Source organism: Mesorhizobium sp. B2-3-13 (genome assembly GCF_006442195.1).
GTDB classification, from domain to species: Bacteria; Pseudomonadota; Alphaproteobacteria; order Rhizobiales; family Rhizobiaceae; genus Mesorhizobium; species Mesorhizobium salmacidum.
Genome location: NZ_VFVQ01000003.1, coordinates 74,977 through 90,500 on the forward strand (window position 1 = coordinate 74,977; position 15,524 = coordinate 90,500).

The following is a 15,524-nucleotide window of genomic DNA, read 5'->3' on the forward strand; positions in this document are numbered from 1 at the left end:
GACCACTTGGAGGAAGTGTGGACCAGAACAGCCTGCCACCCATTCAGACGACGGCGCGCGACGACGCCGTGCTGAAGGCATTGGTGGGTTTCGTTCGCGCCGAGGCCCTGCAGCCAGGCGAGCGACTACCGACCGAGCGCATCCTGGCCGAACGGCTCAAGGTCAGCCGCAACACGGTGCGCGAGGCGCTGACGCGGTGGGAGGGATTGGGCCTGGTCGAACGCCGGCAAGGCAGCGGCACCTATCTCAAGGCGGCCGTCTCGCCCGACATGCTGCATCTGCCGCTGACGCTGGCGGGCGGCAATGACTTCACCAGCCTGATGCAGACGCTGGAAATCCGCCGCGCGCTGGAAGCGGAAGCGGCGGCGCTGTGCGCCGAGCGGGCAAGCCCGGCCGACATTGCCGAGATAGAACACAAGCTCGATATCATGGAGCAGGCGTTTCGCACCCTTGACGGCATGTCGTCGGAAGAGGACTGGGAATTCCATCAGGCGATCTACAGGGTCTCCGGAAATCCGCTGTTCGAACAGATCATCGCCGCCATGCACGAACTGTTCCATCGCTTCTGGGAGCATCCGCTCGGCGTGCGCGATTTCGGCCATGCCAGCTTTCCCTATCACCGCACCATCTACGAATGCATCGCGGCACGCGATCCACGGGGCGCTCGCGCCGAGGCGCTGAAGCTCATCGCCACCGTCGAGGACGACCTGAAGCGCGGTGCGGCCAAACTCAAACTTCGGGCCTGAGATGAACGAGCAGCCAGCCGGTTTCGATCAAGACTATCTCGCCGAGGCGGCGACGCTTTTGGCGCATGACGAGCCGTTCCCAGGCGGCGCCGTCGTGCCGCCGATCTACCAGACCTCGCTGTTCACCTTCGCCAATTATGCCGAAATGGCCGATACGTTTGCCGGCAAACGAAAGCAGCCGATCTATTCGCGCGGCGACAATCCGACGGTGATGGAGTTCGAGTCGCGGGTCGCGGCGCTCGAAGGCGCCGAGGCCGCGCGCGGATTCTCCAGCGGCATGGCGGCGATCAGCGCCACCGTGCTTGCTTTTGTCGGGGCGGGCGAGCGCATCGTTGCGGTGCGCAATTGTTACGGCGATGCCTACCGGCTGTTCGAACGCCTCCTGCCGCGGCTCAACATCAAGGTCGATTATGTCGATGGCTCCGACCCGGATGCGGTCGCGGCGGCATTGCCCGGCGCCAAGCTGCTTTATCTGGAAAGCCCAACCTCGATGGTGTTCGAGCTCCAGGACCTGCCGCATCTGACCCGGTTGGCCAAGGAACAGGGCATCGTCACCACCATCGACAATTCCTGGGCGACGCCGGTGTTCCAGAAGCCGATCTCGCACGGCGTCGACCTCGTGCTGCACTCGGCCTCGAAATATCTCGGCGGCCATAGCGACACCGTTGCCGGGGTGGTGGCTGGCTCGGCCGCGCATATCAAGCATATCAACGAGCAGACCTATTCCTATCTCGGCGGCAAGCTGTCGCCGTTCGAGGCCTGGCTGCTGCTGCGCGGCCTGCGCACGCTGCCGCTGCGCCTGCCGCACCACATGAAGAGCGGGCTTGCCATCGCCGAGCGGCTGAAGGCGCATGGCAATGTCGAGCGGGTCAACCACCCTGTCTATTCGAACCATCCGGGCAAGGCGACGCTTGCCGGCTATGGCGGGTTGTTCTCGTTCGAGGTTACCGAGGATATCGACATTCCCGTCTTCGTCGACGCGTTGAAATATTTCCGCATCGGCGTCAGCTGGGGCGGGCATGAGAGTCTGGTCGTGCCGGCCAAGGCGTCGCTGGAACAGACGCCGGGACTGAATTCGATGGCGCGCTTCGGCGTCAGCCCCCGAACCATCCGCTTCAATGTCGGATTGGAAAGTGTCGAGGATCTCTGGGCGGATGTCGCCCAGGCCTTCGAAAAAGCCAGAAAATAACAAGCGGGTTCAAAATGGGAGTCTTGAACATGAAAAAACTGACCGTCATGCTTGCCACCGTCGCGGGGTTGGCGATTTCCGCCGGAGGCGCGCTGGCCGATTCGACCCTGAAAATGGTCGAAGTGATCACCAGTCCGCCGCGCACCGAATTCCTGAAAAAGCAGATCGCCGAGTTCGAGGCGGCCAATCCCGGGGTCAAGGTCGAGCTCGTCTCGCTGCCCTGGGGCCAGGCCTTTGAAAAATTCCTCACCATGGTGCAGGCCGGCGATACGCCCGATGTGGTCGAGATGCCGGAACGCTGGATGGGGCTTTACGCCAACAACGCCCAACTCGAGGATCTCGGCCCCTATATGGCCAAGTGGGACGACGCCAAGACGCTCGGCGACCGCGCCAAGCAGTTCGGCTCGACCGTGAACAACACCCAGTTCATGATCCCCTATGGCTACTATGTGAACGCGCTGTTCTGGAACAAGAAGCTGTTCAAGGAGGCCGGTCTCGACGGCCCGCCGGCAACGCTCGACGATTTCGTCGCCGATTCCAAGAAGATCTCCGCCATCCCTGGAAAGTATGGCTATTGCCTGCGCGGCGGGCCGGGTGCCTTCAACGGCATGCACATGTTCATGAACATCGCCGCCGGCAAGGGCGGCTATTTCAACGAGGACGGCACTTCGACCATCAATGAAGAGGGCTCGGTCAAGGGCCTGCAGATGCTGGCCGACATGTACAAGAACGGTCTTGCGCCGAAGGATTCCGTGAGCTGGGGCTTCAATGAGACCGTCACCGGTTTCTATTCCGGCACCTGCGCCATGCTTAACCAGGATCCGGACGCGTTGCTCGGCATCGCCGACAAGATGAGCGCCGACGACTTCGCCGTGGCGCCGCTGCCGGTCGGACCGAGCGGCAAATCCTACCCCACGCTGGGCTATGCTGGTTGGGCGATGTTCGCCAAATCCCAGCACAAGGACGACGCCTGGAAGCTGATGGCAACGCTGCTCTCGCCGAAGGACAATCTGGAATGGGCCAAGGAAGTCGGCGTCGTGCCGATCCACAAGGGCGCCGAGCAGGATCCCCATTTCAAGACCGAGCAGTTCAAGGGCTGGTTCACGGAGCTGAGCGACAGTTCCAAATATGAAATGGTGACACCGCCCACGCATCTGGAAAACCTCGGCAACTTCGTCGACCAGGTCGCCATCAAGAACTTCCAGGAAGTGCTGCTTGGCCAGAAGACGGCCAAGGACGTCGCCGACCAATGGGCTGCCTTCCTGACCAAGGAACAGCAGGACTGGCTGGCGAAGAACAAGAAGTGAGCGCCTCCTTCCTTCTCCCCGTTCACGGGAGAAGGTGGCCCGATAGGGCCGGATGAGGGGCAGCGCTGTGTTATGGGAAACTGGCGCCGCCCTTCATCCGCCTGCCCGTCCCCGCAGCAGCTGCGGCTGGACCGGCACCTTCTCCCCGTAAAACGGGGAGAAGGACGCTTGTCGCCAACGCCGTGCCCCCAGAGGACGTCCACAGCCAATGACCTATGCCGTATCCGAAATTCGATCCGCAGGGCGGCCGCGAAAGAGGCGGCTCTCCTACGCGACGATCGAGCCCTGGCTCTATCTCAGCCCGGCGATCATCCTGCTGATCGTGGTGCTGCTCGTGCCGCTGGTCATCGGCATCAGCTACTCCTTCCGCAAATTCTCGGCCTTCAAATCCGAATATGTCGGGCTCGGGCAGTACCAGGCGATGCTGTCGGATCAGGTGCTTGGCCAGGCGCTGATCAACACGCTGTGGTGGACGGTGACCAGCCTGTTCTTCCAGTTCTTCCTCGGCCTTGGCCTCGCGCTGCTGCTCGACAAGCCGTTTCGGGGCCGCAAGGCGGTGCAGGCGCTGGTCTTCCTGCCCTGGGCGGTGCCATCCTTCCTGTCGGGCCTGACCTGGGCCTGGCTGTTCAACCCGATCGTCGGTCCGCTGCCACACTGGCTGTTCGCCTTGGGGCTGAAGGCCGAACCGACCAACGTTCTCTCCGATCCCTCAACCGCCATGTGGGGGCCGATCATCGCCAATGTCTGGTTCGGCATTCCGTTCTTCGCCATCACGCTGCTGGCGGCGCTGAAGTCTATCCCCTCGGAACTGCATGAGGCGGCGGCGATCGACGGCGCTTCGCCGTGGCAGCGCTTCACCAAGGTCACGCTGCCGTTCCTGGCGCCGACCATCGCCATCACGGTGATGTTGCGCACCATCTGGATCGCCACCTTCGCCGACCTGATCTTCGTCATGACCGAGGGCGGACCGGCCGGCTCGACCAACACGGTTCCGGTCTACATCTATGTCAGCGCCTTCAAGTCGTTGGACAAGGGCTATGCCTCGGCTGTGGCTGTGCTGTTGCTCGTCCTGCTCATCGCCTACGCGATCGTGCTGATCGCCATCCGCCGCTCGCTTGTGAGACACGTCTGATGATCGCTGGACGCTCAGCCCCGCAGCGCTTCTTCGGCGGCATCGGCCTGTACGCCGCGATCGCCGCCTATGTGGTCTTCGCTCTGTTCCCGATCTACTGGACGCTGAAGATCTCGGTCACGCCGGAGCGGCTGCTCTATTCCGAAGGCATCACATTCTGGCCGTCGCACATGACGCTACAGAACTTCGTCACCGTACTCGAGGCCACCGACTTCCCACGCTATTTCCTCAACAGCGTCATCGTCTCGGTGTCGACGGCGGCCCTGGTCACGGTCATCGCCACGCTCGCCGGCTACGCCATGTCGCGCTTCACCTTTCGCGGCAAGGCTGCACTGGCGCTGATGCTGCTGTTGACCCAGACCTTTCCGCTGGTGATGGTCATTCCGCCGATCTACCGCGTGATGGGCCAGATTGGCCTGATCAACAGCCTTACCGGGCTGATCATCATCTACACCGCCTTCAACACCGCCTTCGCCACCTTCCTGATGCAGTCCTTCTTCGATGGCATCCCGAAGGATCTGGAAGAGGCGGCGATGATCGACGGCTGCACCCGCGCGCAGGCGATGCGCCGGGTGATCGTGCCGCTGACGCTGCCCGGCATGGGCGCGACGCTGGGCTTCGTCTTTACCGCCGCCTGGAGCGAGCTTCTGTTCGCGCTGATGCTGATTTCCAGCGACGACCAGAAAACCTTCGCCGTCGGCCTGCTCACCTTCATCGGCAAGTTCGCCGTCGACTGGGGGCAGATGATGGCGGCATCGATCCTGGCGTTGATCCCGGTCTGCATCTTCTTCGCCTTCCTGCAACGCTATCTCGTCACCGGCCTGACCGCCGGCGCCGTCAAAGGATAGATCGATGGCTTCTGTCACGCTCGAAAAGGTCCGTAAGGATTATGGCGCGGTGCGCGTCCTGCACGCGGTCGATCTTGAGATTGCCGACGGCGAGTTCGTCGTCCTGGTCGGACCGTCCGGCTGCGGCAAGTCCACGCTTTTGCGCATGATCGCAGGGCTGGAGGAAGCCTCTGGCGGAGAGATCCGCATCGGCGAGCGGCTGGTCAACGACGTGGCGCCCAAGGACCGGGACATCGCCATGGTGTTCCAGTCCTATGCGCTCTATCCGCATATGGACGTGTCGAAGAACATGGGCTTCAGCCTGATGCTGCGAAAGGCCGATAAGCCGGCGATCGATGCTCGCGTCGATGGTGCCGCCAAGCGGCTGGGGCTCGATACGTTCCTGCAACGCTTGCCCAGGCAATTGTCCGGCGGCCAGCGCCAGCGCGTCGCCATGGGCCGCGCCATCGTGCGCGATCCCAAGGTTTTTCTCTTCGACGAGCCGCTGTCGAACCTCGACGCCAAGCTGCGCGTCCATATGCGCGCCGAGATCAAGGCACTGCACCAGCAGTTGAAGACCACCTCTGTCTACGTCACCCACGACCAGATCGAGGCGATGACCATGGCCGACCGCATCGTCGTCATGCATGACGGGCTGATCCAGCAGGTCGGCGCGCCGCTCGATCTCTATGACCGGCCGGCCAACATGTTCGTCGCCGGCTTCATCGGTTCGCCTGGCATGAATTTCCTGCCGGCGGCGGTGAAGAAGGGCGGCAAGGTGGACGCCGTGCTGTCCGATGGCCAGAAGCTTCGGCTGCCGGACGGCCTGCCGCTCAGGGACGGTGACGTCATCACCGTCGGCCTGCGCCCCGAGCATATACGGCTGGCCGATGACGGAGCCCTGCAAGGCGAAGTGGGAGTGGTGGAGCCGCTCGGCCTGTCGACGCAGTTCTACGTCAAGCTGGCCGGCCAGCAACTTTGCGTCTTTGCCATGGGCCGCGCCGGCGTGAAGCCCGGCGACATGGTGCGGCTGGCGGCCGATCCCGCGTCGCTGCATCTGTTCGATCCGAAAAGCGGCGATCGCATCGGCTGAATGAATTCATCCAGGCCGAGGGAACTCAGCCCGGAGCCTTCCGCCTTGTAAACGAAAAACGCCGCCCGATGGGCGGCGTTTCGGCATTCCAGAGGAAAACCCAGATTACTTGATCTTGGTTTCCTTGAATTCGACGTGCTTCTTGGCGACCGGGTCATACTTGCGGAACGACAGCTTGTCGGTCTTGGTGCGGCTGTTCTTGCTGGTGACGTAGAAGAAACCGGTGTCGGCGGTCGACAGAAGCTTGATCTTGATGTTTGCGGCTTTGGCCATGATCTCAGTCCGTTACGTTCGTGGAGTTTTGGCCGCTGGAGCACGGGAAAACACCCGGACGCGGGAAACTTGGCGCGACACATAAAGAACGTGCCTGGAAAGTCAAGCCCGGCGGACGTGATGTGTCCCGCCCAAGCTGCACTGTATGCATATAATCAGGCGTTTTCCACCTCTGATACCGCAACCTTCTTCCAGTCTCCGGTCGTGTTCCACCAGCGATTCGGATTGGCGCGGTCGTCCAGACCCTTGGAGCGGCTGGCAAGGATCGGCTGGATGCGGATCACCGGCTCCTGATAGGAATGCGCCTGGAAAATCGCCTCGACGACGCGGGCCGCCAGCGCCTGGTCATCGGGCAATTCGAATGAAACCTCGACCGTGCCCGGGCGGCGGCGCAATTCGGTTTCGGCTCCGGCCGCGGCTCCTTCAAGCGGCCTGTAGCGTTCGATGCCGTGCGCCGACTGGTAGGCGTTGCGGTCATACTTGCCCATGGCCAGCGGTGCGATCGCGACGACCGCGTCCATGATGCGGTCGACATCGGCAGCCGGAGCCTGGAAGCTGACGAGCAGCAGGAGCGTCATTCGCAGCGAAGTGGTTTCAAAGCCGCTGTCGATCATCGGAGTGTCCTCGGTTCAGGATGTTTTAGGACACCCTTTTAACCGGCGGCTGCTGACACGGTTCTGTCAGCAGCCTGCCGCTGCACGGTGCCGATAAACGATCGGGTTGGGCTCTACAGGAGTATCTTGCGGACGAGCCTGAAGCAGACCAGGGCGATGTAGGCGGCGAAGAACAGGCCGAGCGACCAGCCAAAACCGGAGGGCCCGAAACTGTCCATGCCGATGCCGATCGCCTGCGGGCCTAGCACCATGCCGACGCCGTAGCACAGCACGAAAGCGGCATTGGCCGACGCCAGTTCGTGGCCGGAAAGCTGCGAACCGAGATGGGCGAGGCCAATCGTGTACATGGCGGCAACGACACCGCCCCAGACGAAAAGCAGGGCGGCCATCAGGTGCCAGTTCGCGGCAAAGAACGGCATGAACATCGTGCCGGCGAGACCGACCGTGGCGCAGGCGAGCAGCAGATAGCGCCGGTCCGTGACGCGGTCACTGATCATGCCGATCGGGATCTGCAACAGCACGTTGCCGAGCCCGATCATGGTCAGCAGCAGCGCCGCATCGGCCTCGGAGTAACCGATGCGATTGCCATAGATCGGAAACAGCGCGAAGCCGCCGGTCTCGACCGCGCCGAACACAAGCACGGCGAAAGTCGCGGTCGGCACCAGCCAGATGTAGCGAAGGAAGTGGCTGGTTTCACTGTCGGCCACGATGGTGGGGCTTTCGTTGCGCGCGGCCAGCACCGGTATCGCGGCCAGCGTCACCAAGGCGATGATGACGCCGAACGGCCTGAAGCCGGAACTGCCGAGATGGGCGAACAGCCACGGCCCCGCGGCAAAACCGAGCGACAGAACGGTGGCATAGATGCCAAGCACAAGGCCGCGTCGGTGTGGCGGCGCCGACGTGCTGATCCAGAATTCCGACAGGATGAACAGCACGGTCAACGCGATGTGCAGCACGATGCGCAGGGGAAACCACATCCAGAAATCAGGCGCGAAATGGAAACCGATGAAGGCCAGCGCGCCGGCGGCGATCATGGCGATCATCGTCCTGGCGACGCCGAAGCGCATGGCCAGCGGCGTAGCCAGTGGCGCCCCGGCGATCGAGGCCAGGCCGGCAACGGCCGTGTTGAGGCCGATCATCGAAGCAGAATGGCCGCGTGTTTCCAGGATGACGCTGAGCAGCGGCATGCCAAGGCCGATAGCAATGCCGACGACGCTGATCGACGAGATCGCCGCCACCATCGGCAGCCAGTGTACGCGTTCGTCGCCCTTTGGTTGGGTATCGACCGTCATGAGATGCTGAATACTCTGTCTGTTTGATCTTACGCAATTGCGGACGGAAAACCGCGTCACACTTTTCCTGGAATTGCTCTAGAGAAGTTCGCGGGTGAAGCGGTTGCGGACAAGCCTGTAGAAGGGGACAGGGCCGCCCGGACGCAGCAGTGGATCATTGGCGAGCCGCTTTTCCAATTCATCCAGGATCATTCGGGTGATGTCGGGTATATCAGCCTGCTTGGCCTTGGCGAGCGGCAGCCAGACCAATTCCTCCAGTTCGTTGGTCGGGCCGCCATCGGCCAATTCGACGGCGACGTCGTCACGCCAGGCGCTGAAGAAGCGGGTGTCGAAGCGGCGCACCCGGTTCGGCGGCGTGATGGCGCGCGCGACAAAGCGCAACGCCTCCAGCGACGGCGCCACGCCATGTTCGACGAAAGCCTGCCAATCGCGCCTGGTCGTGGCAAAGGCGCCTTTGCGGCCGATCAGCAGCCCGGCTTCCTCATAGGTCTCGCGGACCGCCGACAAAGCGATGGCACGGGCGCGGGCGTGGCTGGTGCGGCCGGGGCCGGCGCTCAGCTTGGCTTCTTCGTGCTGGTTAAGTGTGGTCGCCGTCGGGATGCGGCTGTCGGCAGGGTCGGTGCGGCCGCCGGGGAAGACGAATTTCCCGGGCATGAAGGCGTGCGCGGCGTGGCGGCGTCCCATCAGCACCAGGATGTCGTCGCCCTTGCGGTCGAGCAGGATGAGTGTCGCGGCGTCACGCGGACGCAGGGGCCGGCCGCCATGCGTGGCAAGACCGTTATCGAGCTTGTCGGCATCCGCCTTGGTCATTGCTTCCATGCGCAGGACCTAGCGGAAACTTCTTGCATGCGAAAGTAGCCCTAACGATTGGCATGTTGCGCCAGCCAACATTTCAGGCCCCGGGATGCGGCTCGATCACATCCTTTTCGCCACCAAACCCGTGCATATAGAACGCCCATTGCAATCCGATGACGGCGCCTTTGACCGGCTGCAGCAGCGCGACCGACAGAAGGATGGTCAAGGGCACCCAGATGAGGATGTGCTCCCCGGTGGACAAGGTCGAGGTCGCCTCGACACCCATGAAGGCGCCGAGCACGATGTGGCCGACGATGACGATGACCAGATAGGCGGGCAAATCGTCGGCGCGATGGTGATGAATCTCCTCGCCGCAGACGCTGCAGGTTTCGACGGTCTTGGTGAAGCCGCGGAAGAGCTTGCCTTCGCCGCAATTCGGGCAGCGGCCCAAGAAGCCCCGCTTCATCGCCGTCCACAATGGGCGGGCAACCCGGCCAGAGTGATGCTCGCCGCCAAAAACCTCTTGTTCCATCATCGTCTCCTGCCGCGCGGCCCCGGTCGCGATTGCGACGCACGGGCGCGGCCCTTAGCCTTGTGAAACGACCTGCTGGAGCCTGGCAGGGGCTTTGGGTCGGTCAACATCTCGAAGCGCATCGCTCCGGCCATTGGCGCCACCTCGACGAGCCGGACCTCGACGCGGTCCGCGAGCTGGTAGCCTTTGCCCGAGCGTTCTCCGAACAGGGAGCGAGCCGTTTCGTCGTATATGTAGTAATCGCCGCCCAGAGTTGACACAGGGATGAAACCATCGGCGCCATACTGCGGCAATTGGACAAAAAGTCCTGATTTGGTGACGCCGGAGATACGGGCATCGAAGCGGTCGTTGATGCGCTCGGCGAGATAGGCGGAGATCAGCCGGTCGACTGTGTCGCGCTCGGCAGCCATTGCGCGCCGTTCCGTGCCGGAGATCAGCACCGCAACGTCTTCGAGGCGAACCTCCTCATCTTGCGTCAGCCCTCCGGGACCAAGGTCGAGCGCGCCAATAAGCCCGCGATGGACGATCAGATCGGCATAGCGGCGGATCGGCGAGGTGAAATGCGCGTAGCGGCTGAGGTTGAGGCCGAAATGGCCGATGTTCTTGGGTGAATATTCGGCCTGGCTCTGCGAGCGCAGCACCACTTCGTTGACCAGCGCCTCGTTGTCGGCGCCGCGTACGCGCTCCAGAATGCCGTTGAACTGGCTGGGCCGCATCTGCGCACCACGCGCCAATGACAGGCTAAGCGTCTGCAGGAATTCGCGCAGCGATTCCTGCTTAGCCAGCGACGGCGCGTCGTGAATGCGATAGACCAGCGCCTGCTTCTTGCCCTCCAGCGTTTCGGCCGCGGCGACGTTGGCCTGGATCATGAACTCTTCGATCAGCTTGTGGGCGTCGAGTCGCTCCGGCACGATGACGCGGTCGACCGTGCCATCCGGCTTGAGCAGGATCTTGCGCTCCGGCAGGTCGAGCTCGAGCGGCTGGCGGCTGTCGCGGCCGCGCTTGAGGATCGCGTAGGCGTCCCACAGCGGCCTCAGCACCGTGTCGAGGATCGGGCCGGTCTTGTCGTCCGGCACGCCGTCGATCGCCGACTGGGCTTGGCTGTAGGCGAGCTTGGCCGCCGACTTCATCATGACGCGGTGGAAGGAATGCCTGATCTTGCGGCCATCGGCGGAGAAGGTCATGCGCACCGCCAGCGCCGGACGGTCCTGACCCTCGCGCAGCGAGCAGAGATCGTTGGAGATGCGCTCGGGCAGCATCGGCACGACGCGATCGGGGAAATAGACCGAATTGCCGCGCTTCATGGCCTCGCGGTCGAGAGCCGTGCCGTAGCGGACATAGGCGGCGACATCGGCGATCGCGACGGTGGCGATAACGCCGCCGAGATTTTTCTCGTCGAGGTCAGGCGTGGCGAACACAGCGTCGTCATGATCCTTGGCGTCGGCCGGATCGATGGTGACCAGCGGCAGGTCGCGCCAGTCCTCGCGATGGGCAAGCGTCGCCGGCTTCACCGCCTCGGATTCGGCAATGACATCGGCTGGAAAAATGTGCGGAATGTCGTGCGCGTGAATGGCGATCATCGAGACCACCTTTTCGCTGGTCAGCGAACCCAGCACGTTGAGCACCTTGGCGCGCGGCAGCCCGTAGCGGGAGGCGCGCGCGGGCTCGACCTCGACAAGATCGCCATTCTTGGCGCCGTTCTGGAATTCCTTGTCGACGATCAGCTCAGGCTGGCGCCGTTCCACCGGTTCGATGCGGAAGCTGCCGTCCTGAAGCACACGGAAGACACCGAGGACGGCATCCGTGCGCTTCTCGAAGATCTTCATCACCCGGCCGGTATAGGCAGGCCCCGACGGATCATCGGTCGGAAATGTCTTGGCCAGCACGCGGTCGCCAATGCCTGGCGCTGGTCCGCTGCCCCCACGCGAAACGCGGATCGAGACCACGGGAGGCTCGCCCGGGCCGACCGCCTCGGTCGGGTGCGCCAGCAAGGTACCATCGCCATCGCGGCCAAAGATGTCGAGCACGGCGACATGGGGCAGGGTGCCGACCCGGGCCAGCCGCTTGCGCTCCTTGGTCAGAACGCCTTCGTCCTGCAGATCGCGCAGGAGATCCTTCAGCCAGACGCGGTCATCGCCGCGCAGTGCGAACGCCTTGGCGATGTCGCGCTTTCCGGCGCGATCCGGGTTTTCGGCGATGTAGCGCAGGATTTCGTCACGCGAGGGCCGGTAGTTGTCCTTAACCTTGGCCCGGGTGTCGGCGGTGCGGGGATCGCCGTGGCTTCTTCCGGTGATCCTGCGCGCCACGCCGTTCTACCCTTTTTTCTTCGCGGCCGGCTTCTTGGCGGCTGCCTTCTTGGTTGAGGTTTTCTTGGTTGTGGGGGTCTTGGCCGCCGCAGCCTTGCGGAACGGTTTCTTGCCGCCGCCGCCCTTGGCTTCCTTCTCGGCTATCAGCGCCAGCGCATCCTCGATGGTCACCGATTGCGGATCCTTGCCCTTGGGCAGCGTGGCGTTGACCTTTCCGAAATTGACGTAAGGTCCGTATTTGCCGTCGCGCACGACGATCTTGCCGCCGCCGTCCGGATGGTCGCCGAGCTCCTTCAGGGCTGCCGGCGTGCCGCCGTTGCGGCCGCCCTTGCCCTTGGACTGCTTCTCGGCAATCACGGTGACGGCGCGGTTGAGGCCGATCGAGAACACGTCCTCGATGCTGTCCAGATTGGCGTAGGTGCCATCGTGCAGCACGAACGGACCATAGCGGCCGAGCCCCGCCGAGATCATCTTGCCGGATTCGGGATGTTTGCCTACGTCGCGCGGCAGCCCCAGCAAGGCGAGCGCCTTCTCGTGATCGATGGATTCAGGCGTCCAGCCCTTGGGCAGGCTCGAGCGCTTGGCTTCCTTGCCCTCGCCGCGCTGGATGTAGGGGCCAAAACGGCCTGAGCGAAGCGTGATTTCCTCGGCGGTGTAAGGATCCTTGCCGAGGATCTTGGTGCCGTCCTCGCCACCGCCATTCTCCCCGTTGGGATTTGCGGCGTCGCCGAGCTGGCGGGTGAAGGAGCATTCGGGATAGTTCGAGCAGCCGACGAAAGCGCCGAACTTGCCGAGCTTCAGCGACAGATTGCCGGTGCCGCATTTCGGACAGATGCGCGGATTGGAGCCGTCCTCGCGGGCGGGGAAAACCAGTGGCGCCAGTTCCTCATTCAGCGCATCGAGCACATCGGTGACGCGCAATTCCTTGATGTCGGCGACGGCGCCGGAAAAATCCTTCCAGAAATCGCGCAGCACGTCCTTCCAGGCGAGCTTGCCGTCGGAAATCTCGTCGAGCTTTTCCTCCAGCGATGCGGTGAAGTCGTACTCGACATAGCGCTCGAAGAAGCTTTCCAGGAAGGCCGACAGCAGGCGGCCCTTGGCCTGCGGCACCAGCCGGCGCTTGTCGATCGTGACATAGTCGCGGTCCTCGAGCGTCTTCAGGATCGCCGTGTAAGTCGAGGGACGGCCGATGCCGAGTTCTTCCAGCTTTTTGATCAGCGACGCCTCGGAATAGCGCGGCGGCGGCTCGGTCGTGTGCTGGGTGGCATTGATTGCACGGCGGGCGAGCTGCTCGCCGGCGCGGATTGCCGGCAGACGGCGGTTTTCCTCGTCTTCCGTGTCGTCGTCCTTCTGGTCGGTATAGGCGGCTATGAAGCCGTCGAAGCGGACGACCGAGCCAACGGCGCGAAGCTCGGCCGTGCGGGCGCCATTCAGCGCCTCGATCTCGACAGTGGTGCGCTCGATCTCGGCCGACTGCATCTGGCTGGCGATGGCGCGCTTCCAGATCAGTTCATAGAGCCGTGCCTGGTCGGCATCGAGATATTGCCGGACCGACGCCGGGGTGCGCATGAAATCCGTCGGGCGGATGGCTTCGTGCGCTTCCTGGGCGTTCTTGGCCTTGGTGGTGTACTGGCGCGGCTTTTCCGGCAAGTATTTCGGGCCGAATTCCTTTGCGACCGCATCGCGAGCGGCGTCGATCGCCTCGGGCGCCATCTGCACGCCGTCGGTTCGCATATAGGTGATCAGGCCGGTGGTTTCGCCGCCGATCTCCATGCCCTCATAGAGCCGCTGCGCCACCTGCATGGTGCGCGTGGCCGAGAAGCCGAGACCCGACGAGGCTGCCTGCTGCAACGTCGAGGTGGTGAAGGGCGGGCCGGGGTTGCGCTTGGTCGGCTTGGCTTCGACGGATAGCGCCTTGAAGGTAGCACCCTCGAGCATTGCCTTGATGTCGTCGGCCTGCGCCTTATTGGAAATATCGAGCTTTTGCAGCTTCTTGCGCTCGAATGCGGTCAGGCGAGCTTCGAAGGTCTCGTTGCGCGGTGTGCCGAGGATGGCAGCGATCTGCCAGTATTCCTCGCGGATGAAGCGCTCGATTTCGGATTCGCGGTCGCAGACCAGGCGCAGCGCCACCGACTGGACGCGGCCGGCCGAACGGGCGCCCGGCAATTTGCGCCACAGCACCGGCGACAGCGTGAAGCCGACGAGGTAATCGAGTGCCCGGCGGGCGAGATAGGCGTCGACCAGCGGCGCATCGATCTGGCGCGGATTGGCCATCGCCTCCAGCACCGACGATTTGGTGATGGCGTTGAAGACGACGCGGCTGACTGGCTTGTCCTTCAGCGCGCGCTTCTGCTTCAGGACTTCCAGCACGTGCCAGGAGATCGCTTCGCCTTCGCGATCCGGGTCGGTGGCGAGGATCAGGCCGTCGGCATCCTTGACCGCCTTGGCGATGTCGGCGAGACGCTTGCCGGACGCGGTGTCGACCGTCCAGGACATGGCGAAATCTTCATCCGGACGCACCGAGCCATCCTTGGCCGGCAAATCGCGGACATGGCCAAACGAGGCCAGAACCTTGTAGTTCCTGCCCAGGTATTTGTTGATTGTCTTCGCTTTGGCCGGCGATTCGACGACGACGACGTCCATGAGGTCTCATATCAGCTGTGATGCGGCAGAAGAATTCCGCTGCGCGCGACGAAATCTCGGTTCTGTTCGTCGCTCACATGGCCGCGCTTTTGCATCCGGTCAAGGGGAAGGGGCCAAATTGCGGAGGTGCCGGCAGCAATACACTCTTAGAGTGTATGGAGAAAATCACAGAATTTCGGTCAAGGCGACGGCGGTCGGGAGTCGGCGGAAACTCCCGCTTCAAACTCCGGGCGAATCGTGGAAAGTCGTTCGCTCGCCTGCCGTCGATCGATGCTGGCCGCCGGCTGGAACAGAGGAATGCGGCGACCAGCTTGCCCGCCCGCAGGCAGGGAGCAGGGGTAAGCCTAATCGGCCTTGACGATGTGCCAGACACCGGCGACGCCATCACCGCTCATGTCGCCGGCCTTCTTGTCCTTGATGAAGGTGTAGACGGGCTTGCCGTCATAGGCCCACATCTTGGTGCCGTCGGTGCGATCGACAACGCTCCATTCGTCGCCGGCCTTGGCGCCGGCCTTGGCCTTCAGCGGCGGCCAGTTGGTGGCGCATTTGTCGTAGCAATTGGTCTTGCCTTTCTCGTCCTTGTCATAGGTGTAAAGCGTCATGCCTTTGGCATCGGTATAAATCTTGGTGCCGCCGACATCGGCTTCCTTCCACGCATCTGCGGCAAAGGAGGCGGCGGTGCTGAGCAGAAGCGCGGCCAGCGCTGCGATTGTCGTTTTCATGGAAATCTCCGTGGCTGTTATTCGCAGGCGCGCGGAAAGTCGCGGCCTCGTTG

General features: G+C 63.2%; 14 protein-coding genes. 6 read left to right on the top strand and 8 right to left on the bottom strand.

What is annotated here, in order from left to right; translation table 11 throughout:
• Positions 1 to 17: 17 nt before the first annotated feature.
• The 6 genes from FJ941_RS05040 (at position 18) to ugpC (ending at position 6,294) form a co-directional block, all read left to right on the top strand.
• Positions 18 to 746, top strand: coding sequence for a FadR/GntR family transcriptional regulator (locus FJ941_RS05040; protein ID WP_140503585.1), 729 nt, complete (start codon positions 18 to 20; stop codon positions 744 to 746).
• 1 nt (position 747) lies between these two features.
• Complete coding sequence (locus FJ941_RS05045) at positions 748 to 1,935, top strand: PLP-dependent transferase (protein ID WP_140503586.1); 1,188 nt, start codon at positions 748 to 750, stop codon at positions 1,933 to 1,935.
• A gap of 29 nt (positions 1,936 to 1,964) precedes the next feature.
• The gene (locus tag FJ941_RS05050) at positions 1,965 to 3,242 is read left to right on the top strand and encodes a sugar ABC transporter substrate-binding protein (protein WP_140503588.1); all 1,278 of its coding nucleotides are present in this window, start codon (positions 1,965 to 1,967) and stop codon (positions 3,240 to 3,242) included.
• A gap of 208 nt (positions 3,243 to 3,450) precedes the next feature.
• A complete protein-coding gene (locus tag FJ941_RS05055; RefSeq protein ID WP_140503590.1) occupies positions 3,451 to 4,374 on the top strand; it encodes a sugar ABC transporter permease in 924 nt (307 codons plus the stop codon).
• The gene (locus FJ941_RS05060) at positions 4,374 to 5,222 is read left to right on the top strand and encodes a carbohydrate ABC transporter permease (protein WP_140503592.1); all 849 of its coding nucleotides are present in this window, start codon (positions 4,374 to 4,376) and stop codon (positions 5,220 to 5,222) included. Before FJ941_RS05055 ends, FJ941_RS05060 begins: the two co-directional genes overlap by 1 nt.
• Before the next feature lie 4 nt (positions 5,223 to 5,226).
• Positions 5,227 to 6,294, top strand: coding sequence for a sn-glycerol-3-phosphate ABC transporter ATP-binding protein UgpC (ugpC, locus tag FJ941_RS05065; RefSeq protein WP_140503593.1), 1,068 nt, complete (start codon positions 5,227 to 5,229; stop codon positions 6,292 to 6,294).
• A gap of 105 nt (positions 6,295 to 6,399) precedes the next feature.
• Here the strand turns inward: ugpC and rpmG are convergent, their stop codons facing one another.
• The 8 genes from rpmG to FJ941_RS05105 all read right to left on the bottom strand — a co-directional run bounded on the left by rpmG (position 6,400) and on the right by FJ941_RS05105 (position 15,471).
• The gene (gene rpmG, locus FJ941_RS05070; RefSeq protein ID WP_006201775.1) at positions 6,400 to 6,567 is read right to left on the bottom strand and encodes a 50S ribosomal protein L33; all 168 of its coding nucleotides are present in this window, start codon (positions 6,565 to 6,567) and stop codon (positions 6,400 to 6,402) included.
• 155 nt (positions 6,568 to 6,722) lie between these two features.
• Complete coding sequence (locus tag FJ941_RS05075; protein ID WP_027146692.1) at positions 6,723 to 7,181, bottom strand: hypothetical protein; 459 nt, start codon at positions 7,179 to 7,181, stop codon at positions 6,723 to 6,725.
• Between the two features lie 113 nt (positions 7,182 to 7,294).
• Positions 7,295 to 8,473, bottom strand: a complete 1,179-nt coding sequence (locus FJ941_RS05080; protein ID WP_140503595.1) for an MFS transporter — start codon at positions 8,471 to 8,473, stop codon at positions 7,295 to 7,297.
• Positions 8,474 to 8,551: 78 nt separating this feature from the next.
• A complete protein-coding gene (locus FJ941_RS05085) occupies positions 8,552 to 9,292 on the bottom strand; it encodes an NUDIX hydrolase (RefSeq protein WP_140503597.1) in 741 nt (246 codons plus the stop codon).
• A 73-nt stretch (positions 9,293 to 9,365) separates the two neighbouring features.
• On the bottom strand, positions 9,366 to 9,800 hold the full coding sequence (locus FJ941_RS05090; protein WP_181165998.1) for a DUF983 domain-containing protein: 435 nt from the start codon (positions 9,798 to 9,800) through the stop codon (positions 9,366 to 9,368).
• Complete coding sequence (rnr, locus tag FJ941_RS05095; RefSeq protein WP_140503601.1) at positions 9,800 to 12,106, bottom strand: ribonuclease R; 2,307 nt, start codon at positions 12,104 to 12,106, stop codon at positions 9,800 to 9,802. The genes FJ941_RS05090 and rnr overlap by 1 nt, the downstream gene beginning before the upstream one ends.
• Positions 12,107 to 12,112: 6 nt before the next feature.
• Positions 12,113 to 14,749: a type I DNA topoisomerase gene (gene topA / locus FJ941_RS05100; RefSeq protein ID WP_140503603.1), complete on the bottom strand. Its 2,637-nt coding sequence runs from the start codon at positions 14,747 to 14,749 to the stop codon at positions 12,113 to 12,115.
• Positions 14,750 to 15,093: 344 nt separating this feature from the next.
• Entirely contained in the window at positions 15,094 to 15,471 is a 378-nt protein-coding gene (locus FJ941_RS05105; protein WP_140503604.1) for a hypothetical protein, read from the bottom strand.
• Positions 15,472 to 15,524: the final 53 nt, after the last annotated feature.

What these genes read in the sequence shown, in the direction of transcription:
- FJ941_RS05045 (WP_140503586.1), top strand. Translation starts at nt 748, where the DNA reads ATGAACGAGCAGCCAGCCGGTTTCGATCAAGACTATCTCGCCGAGGCG.
- FJ941_RS05050 (WP_140503588.1), top strand. Translation starts at nt 1,965, where the DNA reads ATGAAAAAACTGACCGTCATGCTTGCCACCGTCGCGGGGTTGGCGATT.
- FJ941_RS05055 (WP_140503590.1), top strand. Translation starts at nt 3,451, where the DNA reads ATGACCTATGCCGTATCCGAAATTCGATCCGCAGGGCGGCCGCGAAAG.
- FJ941_RS05060 (WP_140503592.1), top strand. Translation starts at nt 4,374, where the DNA reads ATGATCGCTGGACGCTCAGCCCCGCAGCGCTTCTTCGGCGGCATCGGC.
- ugpC (WP_140503593.1), top strand. Translation starts at nt 5,227, where the DNA reads ATGGCTTCTGTCACGCTCGAAAAGGTCCGTAAGGATTATGGCGCGGTG.
- rpmG (WP_006201775.1), bottom strand. Translation starts at nt 6,567, where the DNA reads ATGGCCAAAGCCGCAAACATCAAGATCAAGCTTCTGTCGACCGCCGAC.
- FJ941_RS05075 (WP_027146692.1), bottom strand. Translation starts at nt 7,181, where the DNA reads ATGATCGACAGCGGCTTTGAAACCACTTCGCTGCGAATGACGCTCCTG.
- FJ941_RS05080 (WP_140503595.1), bottom strand. Translation starts at nt 8,473, where the DNA reads ATGACGGTCGATACCCAACCAAAGGGCGACGAACGCGTACACTGGCTG.
- FJ941_RS05085 (WP_140503597.1), bottom strand. Translation starts at nt 9,292, where the DNA reads ATGGAAGCAATGACCAAGGCGGATGCCGACAAGCTCGATAACGGTCTT.
- FJ941_RS05090 (WP_181165998.1), bottom strand. Translation starts at nt 9,800, where the DNA reads ATGGAACAAGAGGTTTTTGGCGGCGAGCATCACTCTGGCCGGGTTGCC.
- topA (WP_140503603.1), bottom strand. Translation starts at nt 14,749, where the DNA reads ATGGACGTCGTCGTCGTCGAATCGCCGGCCAAAGCGAAGACAATCAAC.
- FJ941_RS05105 (WP_140503604.1), bottom strand. Translation starts at nt 15,471, where the DNA reads ATGAAAACGACAATCGCAGCGCTGGCCGCGCTTCTGCTCAGCACCGCC.